This is a genomic window from Streptomyces hygroscopicus subsp. hygroscopicus (genome assembly GCF_001553455.1).
GTDB classification, from domain to species: domain Bacteria; phylum Actinomycetota; class Actinomycetes; order Streptomycetales; family Streptomycetaceae; genus Streptomyces; species Streptomyces hygroscopicus.
The window spans coordinates 33259-49627 of the sequence record NZ_BBOX01000195.1 but is presented as its reverse complement, the minus strand read 5'-3'; the positions used below and the strand labels follow the sequence as shown (position 1 = coordinate 49627).

General features: G+C 74.4%; 12 protein-coding genes and 1 riboswitch. Of the genes, 7 read left to right on the top strand and 5 right to left on the bottom strand.

The window, feature by feature from the left end; translation table 11 throughout:
* Positions 1-285 precede the first annotated feature (285 nt).
* On the top strand, positions 286-1737 hold the full coding sequence (locus tag AXW62_RS20865; RefSeq protein WP_060945875.1) for a lipase maturation factor family protein: 1452 nt from the start codon (positions 286-288) through the stop codon (positions 1735-1737).
* 322 nt (positions 1738-2059) lie between these two features.
* Positions 2060-2185, top strand: coding sequence for a hypothetical protein (locus AXW62_RS46705; RefSeq protein WP_289306013.1), 126 nt, complete (start codon positions 2060-2062; stop codon positions 2183-2185).
* Between the two features lie 109 nt (positions 2186-2294).
* On the opposite strand, the gene AXW62_RS20860 is transcribed toward AXW62_RS46705, so the two are convergent.
* Positions 2295-3341 (bottom strand): cation diffusion facilitator family transporter, encoded by a 1047-nt coding sequence (locus AXW62_RS20860; RefSeq protein WP_060945874.1) that lies wholly within the window; start codon positions 3339-3341, stop codon positions 2295-2297.
* A 251-nt stretch (positions 3342-3592) separates the two neighbouring features.
* On the opposite strand from AXW62_RS20860, the gene AXW62_RS20855 reads away from it, so the two are divergent.
* Positions 3593-3847, top strand: a complete 255-nt coding sequence (locus tag AXW62_RS20855; RefSeq protein WP_037645049.1) for a hypothetical protein — start codon at positions 3593-3595, stop codon at positions 3845-3847.
* Positions 3848-4124: 277 nt separating this feature from the next.
* Here AXW62_RS20855 and cobN read toward each other — a convergent pair whose 3' ends face one another.
* Positions 4125-7766, bottom strand: coding sequence for a cobaltochelatase subunit CobN (gene cobN / locus AXW62_RS20850; RefSeq protein WP_060945873.1), 3642 nt, complete (start codon positions 7764-7766; stop codon positions 4125-4127).
* Positions 7767-7819: 53 nt separating this feature from the next.
* Positions 7820-7905: riboswitch (cobalamin riboswitch) on the bottom strand.
* 143 nt (positions 7906-8048) lie between these two features.
* On the opposite strand from cobN, the gene AXW62_RS20845 reads away from it, so the two are divergent.
* Genes AXW62_RS20845 through AXW62_RS20835 form a run of 3 tightly spaced genes read left to right on the top strand, consistent with a single transcriptional unit; the run spans position 8049 to position 11868 of the window.
* The gene (locus AXW62_RS20845) at positions 8049-9725 is read left to right on the top strand and encodes a ferredoxin-like domain-containing protein (RefSeq protein WP_252368670.1); all 1677 of its coding nucleotides are present in this window, start codon (positions 8049-8051) and stop codon (positions 9723-9725) included.
* Positions 9722-10372, top strand: a complete 651-nt coding sequence (locus AXW62_RS20840) for a precorrin-8X methylmutase (protein ID WP_060945871.1) — start codon at positions 9722-9724, stop codon at positions 10370-10372. Before AXW62_RS20845 ends, AXW62_RS20840 begins: the two co-directional genes overlap by 4 nt.
* Positions 10369-11868: a precorrin-2 C(20)-methyltransferase gene (locus tag AXW62_RS20835; protein ID WP_060945870.1), complete on the top strand. Its 1500-nt coding sequence runs from the start codon at positions 10369-10371 to the stop codon at positions 11866-11868. Before AXW62_RS20840 ends, AXW62_RS20835 begins: the two co-directional genes overlap by 4 nt.
* A gap of 9 nt (positions 11869-11877) precedes the next feature.
* On the opposite strand, the gene AXW62_RS20830 is transcribed toward AXW62_RS20835, so the two are convergent.
* Entirely contained in the window at positions 11878-12636 is a 759-nt protein-coding gene (locus AXW62_RS20830; RefSeq protein ID WP_060945869.1) for a cobalt-precorrin-6A reductase, read from the bottom strand.
* 53 nt (positions 12637-12689) lie between these two features.
* Between AXW62_RS20830 and AXW62_RS20825 the strand changes: the two genes are divergently transcribed.
* Positions 12690-13838 carry a cobalt-precorrin-5B (C(1))-methyltransferase gene (locus tag AXW62_RS20825; protein ID WP_060945879.1) on the top strand — a complete coding sequence of 383 codons (1149 nt, stop codon included), beginning with the start codon at positions 12690-12692 and terminating at the stop codon, positions 13836-13838.
* A gap of 447 nt (positions 13839-14285) precedes the next feature.
* Here the strand turns inward: AXW62_RS20825 and cobM are convergent, their stop codons facing one another.
* Positions 14286-15056: a precorrin-4 C(11)-methyltransferase gene (gene cobM / locus AXW62_RS20820; protein WP_060945868.1), complete on the bottom strand. Its 771-nt coding sequence runs from the start codon at positions 15054-15056 to the stop codon at positions 14286-14288.
* Positions 15053-16357 (bottom strand): precorrin-6y C5,15-methyltransferase (decarboxylating) subunit CbiE, encoded by a 1305-nt coding sequence (gene cbiE / locus AXW62_RS20815; RefSeq protein ID WP_370682925.1) that lies wholly within the window; start codon positions 16355-16357, stop codon positions 15053-15055. Before cbiE ends, cobM begins: the two co-directional genes overlap by 4 nt.
* Positions 16358-16369 lie beyond the last annotated feature (12 nt).

Below are 16369 nucleotides of genomic sequence, written 5' to 3'. Positions count from 1 at the left end.
CGGCCGAGGAGCGGTCCGGTACGGCGGCCGCCCGCTGACCCGTGCGCCGCGGGCGGCTCACCCACCGAGTGGCCGAGGGGGCGGCCGCGGTCACGCCCCAGGACTCCAGCAGCCGCCGCAGCGCCGCCTCGACGGCGGACCGCCGGGCCGGGATCGTGGACCGAGTGGTGAACCCCCTACCGAATGAACTCCGTCCGCCGTGCGACCCGGCGCATGGTGGGCACCCGTGGTAGGTGGTACGGATACACGCAGGCCCACGGCAGACAGGCCCAGGGAGCGGCCCCCATGGAGTGGTTCACCTCATCCGACTACTGGCTGAGCCGACTGGTCTTCCAACGGGGCCTGGCCGCCGTCTACCTGATCGCCTTTCTGGTGGCCGCCCGGCAGGGCCGGGCCCTGCTCGGCGAGCGGGGGCTGACCCCGGTGCCGCGTTTCCTCGCCCGGGTGCCGTTCCGGCGGTCGCCCAGCCTGTTCCATCTGCACTACTCGGACCGGTTCTTCGTCTGCTGCGCCTGGCTGGGGGCCGCGCTGTCGGCCGCGCTGCTGGTGGGGGCCGCGGACCGGGTGCCGACGGCGGCCGCGATGGCGGCGTGGCTGGTGCTGTGGCTGCTGTACCTGTCGATCGTCAACGTGGGGCAGGTGTGGTACGGCTTCGGCTGGGAGTCACTGCTGCTGGAGTCGGGGTTCCTCGCCGTCTTCCTGGGCAACGAGCGCACCGGGCCGCCCGTTCTCATCCTGTGGCTGCTGCGCTGGCTGCTGTTCCGGGTGGAGTTCGGCGCCGGGCTGATCAAAATCCGTGGGGACCGCTGCTGGCGGGATCTGACCTGCCTCTACTACCACCATGAAACCCAGCCGATGCCGGGGCCGCTGAGCTGGTTCTTCCACCATCTGCCGAAACCGCTGCACCGGGCGGAGGTGGCGGCCAACCATGTGGCGCAGCTGATCGTGCCGGTCCTGCTGTTCACCCCGCAGCCGGTCGCGAGCGTGGCCGCGGGGATCGTCGTGGTCACCCAGCTGTGGCTGGTGGCCTCCGGGAACTTCTCCTGGCTCAACTGGCTGACGATCCTGCTGGCGCTCCCGGCGGTCGACGGGCTCCGCGCCGCCGAGGTGCTGGGGCTGCCCCGGCCGCCGGACCTCCCCGCTGCGCCGGTCTGGTACGAGGTGGTGGTGTCGGCCGCCACCGCGCTGGTGCTGGTGCTCAGCTACTGGCCGGCCCGTAACCTGCTGTCCGGCCGCCAGCTGATGAACTACTCGTTCAATCCGCTGCACCTGGTCAACACCTACGGGGCCTTCGGCAGCGTCAACCGCAGCCGGCAGGAGGTGGTGATCCAGGGCACGGACGATCCGGTCCTCACGCCGGACACGGTCTGGAAGGACTACGAGTTCCGGGGCAAACCGGGCGATGTGCGCCGGATGCCGCGCCAGTACGCCCCGTACCACCTGCGACTGGACTGGATGATGTGGTTCGCGGGAATCTCACCGGCCTACGCCGGATCCTGGTTCACCCCGTTGATCGGCAAGCTGCTGGTCAACGACCGGGCGACGGTGAAGCTGCTGCGGGCCACCCCCTTCCCGAAGGCCCCGCCGACCCATCTGCGCGCCCGGCTGTACCTCTACCGCTTCACCACTCCCCAGGAGCGGCGGGCCACCGGGGCCTGGTGGCACCGGACCCTGCTGAGCGAGTACCTGCCACCGGTCAGGCTCGAGGAGACGGATCAGCCGGGGCGCCGGGTCTGACGCACGGGACACGCCGACGCGCGGGAGACCGCTTGACGCGCGGGGAAGCCCGAGGCTCGAGGCACGCCGCCGCGCGGAGCACACCCGACACGTAGGGCATCCCGCCACGCGGGGCACCCCGCCGCACCGGGCACACCCAACACGCGAGACACACCCGACACACAGGGCACCGCGCCACGCGGGACACACCCCAAGAGCTCGCCATCCGTTCATCTGCGTCACACCTGGAGTCCCCCGGGTCCTCACCGGGACCGTCCACCCTCTTCGATGGAAGCGGATGCCTGGCTTCCGTATCGAGTTCCCCCAGTGAGGTACCACCCCCATGGCCGAGATCCTGACGACCGTACTGGCCAAGCTGGCCCGTATCGCCCTCGAAGCGCTGGTCGCCCACGTCACCAAGAAGGTCCTGACCGCCGCCTTCACCCCGGGCGCCCCGGCCGCCGCCTGAGACCGCCGCCGCCCGAGACCGCCACCGGCCGAGACCGCCGTCGGCCGGGACGGCCGCTGCCCGAGACGCCTCCCGGCGGGCCCACGCACCGCGCCGCCGGCCGCGCCCCTCAGTGGTCCCGCGGCGCGGCCCGGTGCACCGGGCCGTGGGCGGTCAGGCAGTGCTCCCCATCCGTCCGCCCCCTGGGGGCGAGGTCGCCCAGATGGTCGACCTGGAGCGTGGTGTGGGTGATCCCGTACTCGGCGCGCAGCACGGCCTCCAGGCCCTCCCGGACCGCATGGCAGTCGCCTTCCGCCGCGACCAGGACGTGGGCGGAGAGCGAGACCTCGCCCGAGGTGATCTGCCAGACGTGCAGATCGTGCACCTCGGCCACCTGCCCGTGGGCGACCAGCCGACCGCCCACCTCGTCGGGCTCGACGCCAGCGGGGGCGGCCTCCAGCAGCACCCGGCCGGAGGCCCGCAGCAGGTCCACACCCGCCTTGATCATGAGGACGACCACCACCAGACCGGCGATCGCGTCGGCCCGGGCGAAGCCCGTCGTCAGCACCACCAGTCCGGCGACGGCGGTGGCGATGAAGGCGTAGAGGTCGTTGAGCACGTGCTGGAAGGCGCCCTCGACATTGAGCGAGGAGCGGTTCGCCTTCGACATGCACCACGCGGCGGCGAGGTTCACCACCACCCCGGCCAGCGCCGTGGTCAGCACCAGACCACCGGTCACCTCGGGCGGATCGATCAGCCGCGCCACTCCCTCATAGCCGAGATAGGCGCCGAGCAGCAGCAGGGAAAGGCCATTGGCCTGGGCGGAAAGAATTTCCGACCGCTTGAGCCCATAGGTGTATCCACCACGTGCGGGCCGCGCCGAGAGCCGGATGGCTATGAGGGCGAGAACGATCGAGGCGGCGTCGGTGAGCATATGGGCCGCGTCGGACAGCAGCGCCACCGACCGGGCGATGATCCCGACGACGACCTCGACCACCATGAAGCCGCTGATCAGCGCGAGGGCGATGGACAGCCACCGGCGGTCGGCGTTCTCCGCCACCCCGTGCGCGTGGCCGCCGCGCCCAGGTCCGCCGTGCCCCTCGCCGGGTCCGTGCGCATGAGCTCCCACCCGCTCCTCCTCGAATCGTCTTCGGGACAGCGCAATTGAAGCAGCCATGGGGGGAATCACCAAAGGCTGCAATGGAGACGGTTATCAAGAGACTTTTGGTGAATGACTTTTATGAATGCGGCAACGCTTTTCATTTTCGGACTACGAAAAAGCTGATCGCCCCCGGCGACCGGCCCGGCCGTCCGGACGGGCCGCCCGGGAGTCGCTGACATGTGCGACACCACGCCGATGCGGGTGAGACCGGTGGGCGGGAGGTGACCCGGCGGAGCGGGGCGCGTTGTCCGAATATGACGACGACGATGCGACGCCGTTCTCTCTCGCAGCCGAGCAGAGCGCTGGACCGGAGCACCGAAGGCGACGGAACGGTTCATCAGACCGTTCACACATCCACATCCGTCCCCATCTACGCGGCGCTGGTCGAGCGCTGGACGTCCGCGGGGCGCGCGGTGCCCGGCCGCTACGACCGCGAGTGGGCCGAACTGGTCAGCTGTCCCCCCTGGCCGGACCGGGTCCACGCGGCCGCCCGGCCCGCCACGAGGTCCTCCGCCGGCTGAGCCGGAGCCCGAAGGTGGCCCGGTCCGCCCGGGCCGGGCCACACCGACCCCGGGCGAGGGCCGGAACGGGCCGGGCGTGACCGCACCGGTCCGGCCTGGTCACGGCCCGGTCCGGACCATGACCAGGCCGGACCGGACAGGCGGCCGGGGCGCTGCCCGGCCCGCGTCAGTCCCGCGCCCCGGCCCGCGTCAGGACCGCGTCAATGCCGCGCCCGGCCCACGTCAGTTCCGCGCCCCGGCCCGTGTCAGGCCCGCGTCCGGCCCGTACGACGGCGGCTCAGTCGTCCCCGCCTTCCAGGCCGCCCTCCGTCTCCAGGTACAGCTCCCGCACCCGCTCCAGCACCTCCGGGTCGGGCTCGGCCCACAGTCCGCGGCTCTCGGCCTCCAGCAGCCGCTCGGCCATGCCGTGCAGCGCCCAGGGGTTGGCCTCCTCCAGGAAGGAGCGGTTCTCCGGGTCGAGCAGATAGGTCTGGGCGAGCTTGTCGTACATCCAGTCGGCGACCACGCCCGTGGTGGCGTCGTAGCCGAAGAGGTAGTCGACCGTCGCGGCCAGCTCGAAGGCGCCCTTGTAGCCGTGGCGGCGCATCGCCTCGATCCAGCGCGGATTGACCACCCGGGCGCGGAAGACCCGTGAGGTCTCCTCGTGGAGGGTGCGGGTGCGGACCGTCTCGGGGCGGGTGGAGTCGCCGATGTACGCGGCGGGCGCGGTGCCCTTCAGGGCGCGCACGGTGGCCACCATGCCGCCGTGGTACTGGAAGTAGTCGTCGGAGTCGGCGATGTCGTGTTCGCGGGTGTCGGTGTTCTTGGCCGCGACCGCGATCCGGCGGTAGGCGCTCTCCATCTCGGCCCGCGCCGGCCGCCCCTCCAGCCCACGGCCGTAGGCGTAGCCGCCCCAGACCGTGTAGACCTCGGCGAGGTCGGCGTCGGTGCGCCAGTCCCGGCTGTCGATGAGCTGGAGCAGTCCGGCGCCGTACGTACCGGGCCGGGAGCCGAAGATCCGGGTGGTGGCGCGGCGCTCGTCACCGTGTTCGGCCAGATCAGCGCGGGTGTGCGCCCGTACGTAGTTGTCCTCGTCGGACTCGTCGAGGGAGGCGGCGAGCCGTACGGCGTCGTCGAGCAGCCCGACGACGTGGGGGAAGGCGTCCCGGAAGAACCCGCTGATGCGCAGGGTCACGTCCACGCGCGGACGGCCCAGCTGGTCGAGCGGTACGGGTTCGAGTCCCGTTACTCGTCGCGAGGCGTCGTCCCACACCGGGCGGACGCCCAGCAGCGCGAGCGCCTCGGCCACGTCGTCCCCGGAGGTGCGCATCGCGCTGGTCCCCCACAGCGACAGGCCGACGGACTTCGGCCACTGGCCGTCGTTGTCGGCACGGTAGCGCTCCAGGAGCGAGTCGGCGAGCGCCTGGCCGGTCTCCCAGGCCAGCCGGCTGGGCACCGCCTTGGGGTCGACGGAGTAGAAGTTACGGCCGGTCGGCAGGACGTTGACCAGTCCGCGCAGCGGCGAGCCGGACGGCCCCGCGGGGACGAACCCGCCGGCCAGGGCGTGGACGGCGTGCTCGATCTCGTCCGTCGTGGCGGCCAGCCGGGGGACCACCTCGCGGGCGGCGAAGTCGAGGATCGCGGCGACGGCGGGGCGCTGCTCCTCGGCCAGCGTGAGCACGGCCTTCTCGACCGCCTCCGGGGCCCATTCGGCGTCCTCCATCGCCTGGACCAGCGCGCGGGCCCGCTCCTCGGCCTCGTCCGCGCCGGTGCGGGTGGCGGCCGACTCGTCCAGGCCGAGCGCCTCGCGCAGCCCGGGGAGCGCGGACGTGCCGCCCCAGATCTGGCGGGCGCGGAGGATGGCCAGCACCAGGTTGACCCGTTCGGGACCGGTCGGGGCGGTGCCCAGGACGTGCAGGCCGTCGCGGATCTGGGCGTCCTTGACCTCGCACAGCCAGCCGTCGACGTGCAGCAGGAAGTCGTCGAAGCCGTCGTCGTCCGGCCGCTCCTCCAGGCCCAGGTCGTGGTCGAGCCGGGCGGCCTGGATGAGGGTCCAGATCTGGGCCCGGATGGCGGGGAGCTTGGCCGGGTCCATCGAGGAGATGGCGGCGTACTCGTCCAGCAGCTGCTCCAGCCGCGCGATGTCCCCGTAGGAGTCGGCGCGGGCCATCGGCGGGACGAGGTGGTCGACGAGGGTGGCGTGGGCGCGGCGCTTGGCCTGGGTGCCCTCGCCCGGGTCGTTGACCAGGAAGGGGTAGATCAGCGGCAGATCGCCGAGCGCGGCGTCGGGGCCGCAGGCGGCGGACAGTCCGGCGTTCTTCCCCGGCAGCCATTCCAGGTTGCCGTGTTTGCCCAGGTGGACCATGGCGTCGGCGCCGAAGCCGCCGTCGGCGCGGGGGGTGGCGATCCAGCGGTAGGCGGCCAGGTAGTGGTGCGAGGGCGGCAGATCCGGGTCGTGGTAGATGGCGATGGGGTTCTCGCCGAAGCCGCGCGGCGGCTGGATGACGACCAGGAGGTTGCCGCGGCGCAGCGCGGCCAGCACGATCTCGCCCTCGGGGTCGCGGCTGGTGTCGACGAACATCTCCCCCGGCGGCGGGCCCCAGTGCTCCTCGACCGCCTCGCGCAGCTCGCTCGGCAGCGTGGCGTACCAGCGGCGGTAGTCGGCGGCCGGGATGCGGACGGGGTTGCGGGCCAGCTGCTCCTCGGTGAGCCACTCCTGGTCATGGCCGCCCGCCTCGATGAGGGCGTAGATCAACTCGTCGCCGTCGCCGGACACCAGGCCCGGGAGCGCGTCCGGCCCGTCCTCGGGCCCGAGGTCGTAGCCTGAAGCGCGCAGCCGGCGCAGCAGGGCGATGGCGCTCGCGGGGGTGTCAAGGCCGACGGCGTTGCCGATCCGGGAGTGTTTGGTGGGGTAGGCGGAGAGGACGAGCGCCAGGCGCTTGTCGGCGGCGGGCACATGGCGGAGCCGGGCGTGTCGTACCGCGATCCCGGCGACACGCGCGGCGCGCTCGGGGTCGGCGACATAGACCGGCAGACCGTCCTCGTCGACCTCCTTGAACGAGAACGGCACGGTGATGAGCCGCCCGTCGAACTCGGGGACGGCGACCTGGGTCGCGGCGTCCAGCGGCGACAGCCCCTCGTCGTTCTCCTCCCACGCGGCGCGCGGTGAGGTCAGGCACAGCGCCTGGAGCACGGGCACGTCGAGCGCGGCGAGCGCGCCCGCGTCCCACGCCTCGTCGTCGCCGCCCGCGGACGCCTCGGCGGGGCGGGTGCCACCGGCCGCGAGGACGGTGGTGACGACGGCGTCGGCCGCGCCGAGGGCCTGGATGAGCTCGGGTTCGGGGGCGCGCAGAGAGGCGACGAACAGCGGCAGCGGACGGCCCCCGGCGTCCTCCACGGCCCGGCACAGGGCCTCGACGAAGGCGGTGTTGCCGCTCATGTGGTGGGCGCGGTAGTAGAGCACCGCGATGGTCGGGCGGGTGGCGCCGTCGGGGTCGGCCGCGCGGGCGGCGCGCTCCAGCGGGCCCCAGGTGGGCGCGGGCGCGGGGGGTTCGAAGCCGTGACCGGTGAGGAGCACGGTGTCGGAGAGGAACCGGGCCAGCTGGGCCAGGTTGGCGGGCCCGCCGTGGGCGAGGTAGGCGTGGGCCTCGGCGGCGATGCCGACGGGGACCGTGGACGCCTCCATGAGCTGGGCGTCGGGCGCCTGTTCACCGGTCAGGACGACGACGGGGAGGTCGCCCGCCAGCAGGATGTCGAGCCCCTCCTGCCAGGCGCGGAGGCCACCGAGGAGCCGTACGACGACGAGTTCGGCGCCCTCCAGGAGGCCGGGCAGGTCGTCGAGGGCGAGGCGGGCCGGGTTGGCGAGGCGGTACGGCACCGGGCCCGTGGCGGCACGGGCGCTGAGCAGGTCGGTGTCGGACGTCGACAGCAGCAGAATCATGCGGCGGCATGCCTTCCTCGGGGTCCGCGCCCCGGGCGGGTTGAAGACGGCGGTAGTTCCTGGCTCGCCCGGCCGCTGCCGCGGGGCAGCCGCCGCGCTCACAGTGGCGGGACCGCGCCGGATTTCCACCGGCTTCCTACCGTGAACGCCGTCTTGTGCGTCCGGCGGGCCGGGACCGACCCGCCGCTGAGCATAGTAAGCGTTGCCGGCCTGGCACGGGGCGGTGACATCCGGCCCGGCCGGGGCGGTGGGCCGGACCGGATCGTCGGTATGCTCGCCGCCATGCCCCTCCCCCCGACAACCACCCCATCAGGGGACGAACCCCCCATACGCGGACGCGACGACGCCTGTCCCGGCGCGCTGCGGCTGCACCCGGCGGACGACGGTTCGCTCGCGCGGATCCGGGTGCCGGGCGGCTTGCTGACGGCCCGTCAGGCGACCGTGGTGGGGCGGGTGGCCGAGGAGCTGGGCGACGGCCGGCTGGACATCACCTCACGGGGCAACCTGCAGGTACGCGGCCTTGAGGCGGGGTGCGGCGCGGAGCTGGCGGCCCGGCTGCGGACGGCCGGACTGCTGCCCTCGGACCGCCATGACCGGGTGCGCAACGTCGTGGCGTCGCCACTGTCCGGCCTGGACGGCGAGGGGTACGCCGATGTCACCGGGTGGGTACGGGAGTTGGACGCCGTGCTGTGCGGCGGCACACCGGCGGAGCACGGGGAATTGTCGGGCTTGTCGGGCAGGTTTCTGTTCGCGCTGGACGATGGGCGTGGTGATGTGGCCACCCTGGGCGCGGATGTGACATTGATCGCAACGCCCGACGGCGGAGCCCTGCTGCGGATGGCCGCTACGGCGTGTCGCGCCGCTGGCGCGGGCGCTGACCGGTGCGTCGTCGCCGACGACGTGGCGCAGCGGGGTGCGGGAAGGGGCGGCGACACACCGCGGGCAGTGCTGTGGGTGCGGGGCGGGGACGCGCCGCGTGCGGCCGCGCTGGCCGCCGCCGAGTTCCTGACGAGGGTGCGGGAAAGCGGCACACGGGCCTGGCGGGTACGGGAGCTGCCCGCGCAACACGCCGTGACCACCGAAGGCGTGGCGGCCCGGCTCGCCGCCGCGGGCATCGACGCGGTGCCTCGGCCGGACGCGCCGGGCCCGAAGACCCCGCAACCGCCGCCCGCGCCGGGGCTGGTGACCGGGCCGGAGGGGCGCCACGCGGTGTCGGTGGCCGTACCGCTCGGCCGGGCCGACGCGGACCAGTGGCGGTTGCTCACCGCGCTCGCCTCCCGGAGCGGGGCGGACGAGCTGCGTATGACACCCTGGCGCGGCGTGGTGCTCCCCGGGCTGTCCCCGGACGGCGCCCGCGACGCCTGCTCCGCGCTGTCCGAGGCGGGACTGGTGACCGCGCCGGACTCACCGTGGCTCGGGGTCGGCGCGTGCACGGGACGGCCGGGCTGCGCCAAGTCCCTGGCGGATGTGCGGGCCGACACGGCGCGCATGGTCGCGGATACGGAGCGGGCGGCCGGGGGTACGGCGTGGGGGGCCGCGGGTGCGGCACGCAGGGCCGGGGACACGGCACGGGGGGCCGCGGGTGCGGCACGCAGGGCCGGGGACACGGCACGGGGGGCCGCGGGTGCGGGACGGGTGGCCGGGGACACGGCGCCCGGCGACGACCGGGACGAGCCCGGCCCCGGTACCGGCACCGGCCCCGACCCCGGACTCGTCCCCGAACCAGGCCCCGAACCAGGCCCAGGCCCCGGTACCGCTCCCCTGCCGGTGTACGTCTCCGGCTGTGAACGGCGCTGCGGTCACCCCGGGGGCCGCTGGGTGGACGCGCTGGCGACCGGCGACGCGGGCTACCGGATCGCCGTACGGGGTGCGAGGAGAGACACGCCGGAGGCGGACAGCGTGGATGTGACAACAGAGCAGTTGGCCGGCGCCGTGGCGGCGGCCCGCGGAACGACATGATCGAGGACACCGTGTTCGACTACGAGAAGGACGGAGCGGCCATCTACCGCGCCTCCTTTGCCACCATCCGTGCCGAGGCCGACCTCGGCGGGCTGCCCGCCGACGTCAGCCAGGTCGCGGTGCGGATGATCCACGCCTGCGGCATGGTCGACCTGGTCAAGGACCTCGCGTACACGACCGAGGTGGTCTCCCGGGCCCGCGCCGCGCTGCGGGCCGGCGCGCCCGTGCTCTGTGACGCGCGCATGGTGGCCAGCGGGGTCACCCGCAAGCGGCTGCCCGCCGACAACGAGGTGATCTGCACGCTTTCGGACCCGGCCGTACCGGAGTTGGCACGCCGCATGGGCACCACGCGCAGCGCCGCCGCGCTGGAGCTGTGGCGGGACCGGCTCGAAGGGGCGGTGGTGGCGGTCGGCAACGCCCCGACCGCCCTGTTCCGGCTGCTGGAGATGATCGAGGAAGGCGGGGCGGACGGACCGCGCCCGGCCGCCGTGATCGGCGTGCCGGTGGGCTTCATCGGCGCCGCAGAGTCCAAGGAGGCGCTGGCCGGACATCCGGCCGCGCTCGACCACCTGGTGGTGCACGGCCGGCGCGGCGGCAGCGCCATCGCCGCGGCCGCGATCAACGCGATAGCGAGCGAGGAAGAGTGAGCGAGCAGCAGACGGGCCGGCTCTACGGTGTGGGGCTCGGCCCCGGCGACCCCTCCCTGATGACCGTACGCGCCGTGGAGGTCATCGCCCAGGCCGATGTCGTCGCGTACCACAGCGCCCGGCACGGCCGCAGCATCGCGCGGTCGATCGCCGAGCGGCATCTGCGGCCCGACCACATCGAGGAACCGCTGGTCTACCCGGTCACCACCGAGTCCACCGACCATCCCGGCGGTTACCGGGGCGCGATGGAGGAGTTCTACACGGAGGCGGCGGCACGGCTCGCCGCGCATCTGGACGCGGGGCGCACGGTCGCGGTGCTCGCGGAGGGCGATCCGCTCTTCTACGGCTCGTACATGCACATGCACAAGCGGCTCGCCGACCGCTACCCCACCGAGGTCGTCCCCGGTGTCACCTCGGTCAGCGCCGCGGCCGCCCGGCTCGGCGTACCGCTGGTGGAGGGCGAGGAGGTGCTGACGGTCCTCCCCGGCACCCTGCCGGAGGAGGAGTTGACGGCCCGTCTGGCGACGGCGGACGCGGCGGCGGTGATGAAGCTCGGCCGGACCTTCCCGACGGTGCGGCGGGCGCTGGAGCGGTCGGGGCGGCTCGCGGACGCGCGCTATGTGGAGCGCGCCACGATGGACGCGGAGCGGACCGCCCGGCTGGCCGAGGTCGACCCCGAGTCGGTGCCGTACTTCTCGATGGCGGTGCTGCCCAGCCGCGTGGACGCGCCACGCGGGGGATCCGGCCCGGGCGAGGTCGTCGTCGTCGGCCTCGGCCCGGCGGGTCCGCTGTGGCTCACCCCCGAGGCACGGGCCGAACTGTCGGCCGCCGACGACCTCGTCGGCTACACCACCTATCTGGACCGGGTGCCGGTACGCCCGGGCCAGCCGCGCCACGCCTCCGACAACAAGGTCGAGGCCGTACGCGCCGAGTTCGCCCTCGACCTGGCCCGCCGGGGCCGGCGCGTCGCCGTCGTCTCCTCGGGCGACCCGGGCGTGTTCGCGATGGCCACCGCCGTCCTGGAGGCCGCCTCCGAGGACCCCTACCGCGAGGTCCCGGTGCGGATCGTCCCCGGGATGACGGCGGCCCACGCCGCCGCCGCCCGGGCCGGCGCCCCGCTCGGCCACGACTACGCGGTGGTCTCCCTCTCCGACCGGCTCAAGCCCTGGGAGGTCATCGCCGAGCGCCTGCGCGCCGCCGCGGCGGCCGACCTGGTGCTCGCCCTGTACAACCCCGGTTCGCGCAGCCGCGTCTGGCAGGTGGGCAAGGCCCGCGAACTCCTGCTGGAACACCGCGCCCCGGACACCCCGGTGGTACTCGGCCGCGACATCGGAGGCCCCGCGGAACGGGTGCGGATCGTCCGCCTGGCCGACCTCGACCCGGCCGAGGTCGACATGCGCACCATCCTCCTGGTGGGTTCCTCCCAGACCCGCACGGTCCGCCGCGGCGACGGCACCGAGATCGTCTGGACCCCGCGCCGCTACCCGGAGGGCTGACCGCCGGGCTCACACCAGGGTGGTCCGCAGCCAGGCGGCGGCTTCGGCGGGGGTTTCGGCCACCGGGACGCCCGCGGGTGCGGGTGGGCGGCGGATGAGGACGACAGGGATGCCGGCGGCGCGGGCGGCGGTGAGTTTGGGGGCGGTGGCGTGGGCGCCGCTGTCCTTGGTGACCAGCACCTCGACGCGGTGCCGGCGCAGCAGCTCCGCCTCTCCCTCGAGGGTGAACGGGCCGCGGTCCAGGATCACCTCCATCCGGGGCGGGACCGGCGGCTCGGGGGCGTCGACCGAGCGGACCAGGAACCACTGCTCGGTCAGGTGGGCGAAGGCGGCCAGGCCCATCCGTCCCGTGGTGAGGAAGATCCGCTCCCCCAGGTCCGGCAGCAGCCGCGCGGCCTCGGCCAGCGAGCCGACGTCCTGCCAGCGGTCGCCCGGACCGGGTACCCAGCCGGGGCGGCGCAGGGCGAGCAGGGGAACATGGACGTCGGCGGCCGCACGGGCCGCATGGGAACTGATCGTGTCGGCGAAAGGATGGGTGGCGTCGATGAGCGCGTCCACCTGGTGCTCACGGAGCCAGCGGGCCATGCCCTCGGCGCCCCCGAACCCGCCGATCCGCACCTGCCCCACGGGCAGCCGCGGGGCGGCGACCCGGCCCGCGAGGGAGCTGGTCACGCGCAGGGCGGGGTCGTCGGCGAGGTCCTCGGCGAGGCGGCGCGCCTCGGTGGTGCCGCCGAGGATGAGCACATGGCGCGCCGGAGCGCTGGTCATCGGGTGCCTTTCGTCGTCCGTGCGCCCGTCATCGTATGTCCGGCGGCCGGTCCATGGCTGAGGCGGGGACGGAGACCAAGGCGGCCGGGGGCCGGGGCGCGCAGCTGGAGCGGTCGGGGCTGCGGCCCGGCTGGACCACCGGAGCGTGTGCGACCGCCGCGGCGACGGCCGCGTACACCGCGCTGCTGAGTGCGGAGTTCCCCGATCCGGTGACCATCGAACTGCCCAGGGGGCAGCGGCCCGCCTTCGCGCTCGCGGCGGAGGAGCTGGTGGCGGGCCGGGCCATGGCCGCGGTCGTCAAGGACGCGGGCGACGACCCGGACGTGACCCACGGCGCGCTGGTCAGGGCCACGGTACGGGCCCTGCCGGCCGGCCGCGGAGTGGTCTTCCGGGCCGGTCCTGGTGTCGGCACGGTGACCCGGCCCGGACTGCCCCTCCCGGTGGGCGAACCCGCCATCAACCCCGTGCCGCGCCGGATGATGCGCGACCACATCGCCTCGGTCGCGGCCCGGCACGGCGGAACCGGTGATGTCGAGATCGAGATCTCGGTGGACCACGGCGAGGAGATCGCCCGCTCCACCTGGAATCCGCGTCTGGGCATCCTCGGCGGGCTGTCCATCCTCGGCACGACGGGCATCGTGGTGCCCTACTCCTGCTCGGCGTGGATCGACAGCATCCGGCGCGGCGTGGACGTCGCACGGGCGGCGGGGCGTACGCATGTGGCGGGCTGTACCGGCTCGACGTCCGAGAAGGTGGCGGTGGCCGTGCACGGGCTGCCGCAGGACGCGCTGCTGGACATGGGTGACTTCGCGGGGGCGGTGCTGAAGTATCTGCGCCGCCACCCGGTGGACCGGCTGACGGTCGCCGGGGGCTTCGCCAAGCTCTCCAAACTGGCCGCCGGACATCTGGACCTGCACTCCTCACGGTCCCAGGTGGACAAGGGCTTCCTCGCGGAACTGGCCCGCCGCGGCGGGGCGGACGAGGAGCTGGCGGAGGCGGTGGCACGGGCCAACACCGGGCTGGAGACGGTGCAGTTGTGCTCCGCCCGTGGCGTACCGCTCGGCGATCTGGTCGCGGCGGCGGCCCGCGACACGGCGCTCGGGGTACTGCGCGGGGCGCCGGTGGCGGTGGACGTGCTCTGCATCGACCGCGCGGGCACGATCGTGGGCCGCGCGGACGTCAGGGGCCCGCGGGACCTCTGACGCCCGGTGCGGCGCGTCTGCCGACCGCCGCACCGGGGGCATCACCTCGCGGGCCCACCGGCCCGCCGAGAGTCGGACAGGCCGCAGGAGCCCGCCCAGGCGCCGCACCAGCCACACGGCCCACCCAGGCGTCGCACGGCCCACCCCGACACCGCACGGGCCACCCGGACCTCCCACCCGCCGGACGGGACGCCCCCACAGACCGCCAACACGCCGGACGGGGCACATCCACGGCCGCCCACCCGCCGATGGGACACGCCCACGGCCGCCCACCCGCCGGACGGCCACACGGACCGCCCAGGCAGCTCACCAGCCGCACCGGCCCGCCCAGAGCCAGGCCAGGCCCCACGACTTCACTCAAGCGCCGGACGGGCCACCCGGCGCACCCCGACACCACACCAGCCACACCGGCCCGCGACAGAGCCAGGCCAGGCCGCACCAGCTCGCTCAGGCGCCGGGCGGGTCGCAGGGCTCGTGGGGGCGTTCGCGGGCCGGGGAGTAGAGGTGGCTGTCGCGGAACTGTTCCGCCCCGAGGGTGCGGCCCACCATGATGACCGCCGTCCGCACCACGCCCGCCGCCTTCACCTGCGCCGCGATGTCGTCCAGCGTGCCGCGCAGCACCAGTTCGTCGGGGCGGCTGGCCATGGCGACCACGGCCGCCGGGCAGTCGGCGCCGTAGTGCGGGAGGAGTTCGGCGACGACGCGGTCCACATAGCGGGCGGCGAGATGCAGCACCAGCAGGGCGCGGCTGCGGCCGAGCGTGGCCAGGTCCTCGCCCTCGGGCATGGGCGTGGCCTGCTGCGCGACGCGGGTGAGGACGACGGTCTGGCCGACGGTCGGCACGGTCAGCTCACGCTTCAGCGCCGCGGCTGCGGCGGCGAAGGCCGGGACGCCCGGAACCACCTCGTACGGAATTCCGGCCGCGTCGAGGCGGCGCATCTGCTCGGCGACGGCGCTGAAGACCGACGGATCGCCGGAGTGGAGGCGGGCCACGTCATGGCCCGCCTCGTGGGCGGCGACCAGTTCGGCGGTGATCTGGTCGAGGTCGAGCCGCGCGGTGTCGACGAGGCGGGCGCCCGGCGGGCATTCGGCGAGCAGTTCCCGCGGCACCAGGCTGCCCGCGTACAGGCACACCTGGCAGCGGGCCAGGGTCCGGGCGCCGCGCACCGTGATCAGGTCGGCGGCCCCGGGGCCCGCGCCGATGAAGTACACCGTCATCGTGTCTCTCCTTGAGCGGCTTCGACGGATCCCGCGGGATCGGCGGCGTACGCGCCAGGGCCTTGGGAATCGAGGGGTTTGGTGGCGGCCCACTGGGTGACCGGCATCGCCTGCCGCCAGCCGGTGAAGGTCCCGACCGGGGTGGCGTGGGACACGGCGAGGCGGACCAGGTCGCCGCCGTGGCGGCGGTACCAGTCGGCGAGCAGCGCCTCGGACTCCAGGGTCACGGTGTTGGCGACGATCCTGCCGCCCGGCGGCAGTGCGCTCCAGCACGCCTCCAGCACTCCGGGAGCGGTCAGGCCGCCCCCGATGAACACCGCGTCGGGGGTGGGCAGTCCGGCCAGGGCGCCCGGGGCGGCGCCGGTGACGACGGTCACCCCGGGCACACCGAGCGCGGCGGCGTTGCGGCGGACGCGCTCGGCGCGCACCGGGTCACGTTCGACCGAGACCGCCCGGCAGGTGCGGTGGGCGCGTGTCCACTCCACGGCGATCGAGCCGGAGCCGCCGCCGACGTCCCACAGCAGCTCCCCGGGGGCGGGAGCGAGCACGGCCAGCGTGGCTGCCCGCACATGGCGCTTGGTCAGCTGGCCGTCGTGGTCGTACGCCGTGTCGGGCAGTCCGGGGGTGAGGGACAGCCGCCGGGCGCCGTCCGCCGGGGCGCAGTCCACGGCGATGACGTTGAGGGGGTCGCCCGGCGGATGCGGCCACGCCTCGGCCGTGCCCTCCACACAGCGTTCCCGCTCGCTCCCCAGCTGCTCCAGCACCCGCATCCGGCTCGGGCCGAAGCCGCGCTCCCCGAGCAACCCGGCCACCTCGGCGGGGGTGTCCGCGCCCGCGCTGAGCACGAGGAGTCGCCGTCCGGGGTACAGCTCACGGGTCAGGGTGGCGGACGGGCGGCCGACGAGGCTGACCACCTCGGTCTCCTCCAGCGCCCAGCCGAGCCGCGCACAGGCCAGGGAGACGGACGACGGATGGGGCAGCACCCGCAGCCGCTCGGCGCCCAGCAGCTCGGCCAGTGTCCGGCCGATGCCGAAGAACATGGGGTCACCGCTGGCCAGTACGCAGACCCGCCGCCCGGTGTGCGCGGCGAACAGCCCGGGGACGGCCGGGCGCAGCGGCGAGGGCCAGGGCACCCGTTCGCCCTCGCACTCCGGTGGCAGCAGGCCCAGATGGCGCCGTCCGCCGATGACCACCTCGGCCGTGCGCAACGCCTCGCGGCCCACGGGACCGAGCCCGTCCCAGCCGTCGGCGCCGATGCCGATGACGGTCACGCGGGGAGGCGGCGGGCTCACGGTGGTCACCTCGGGGGTCGG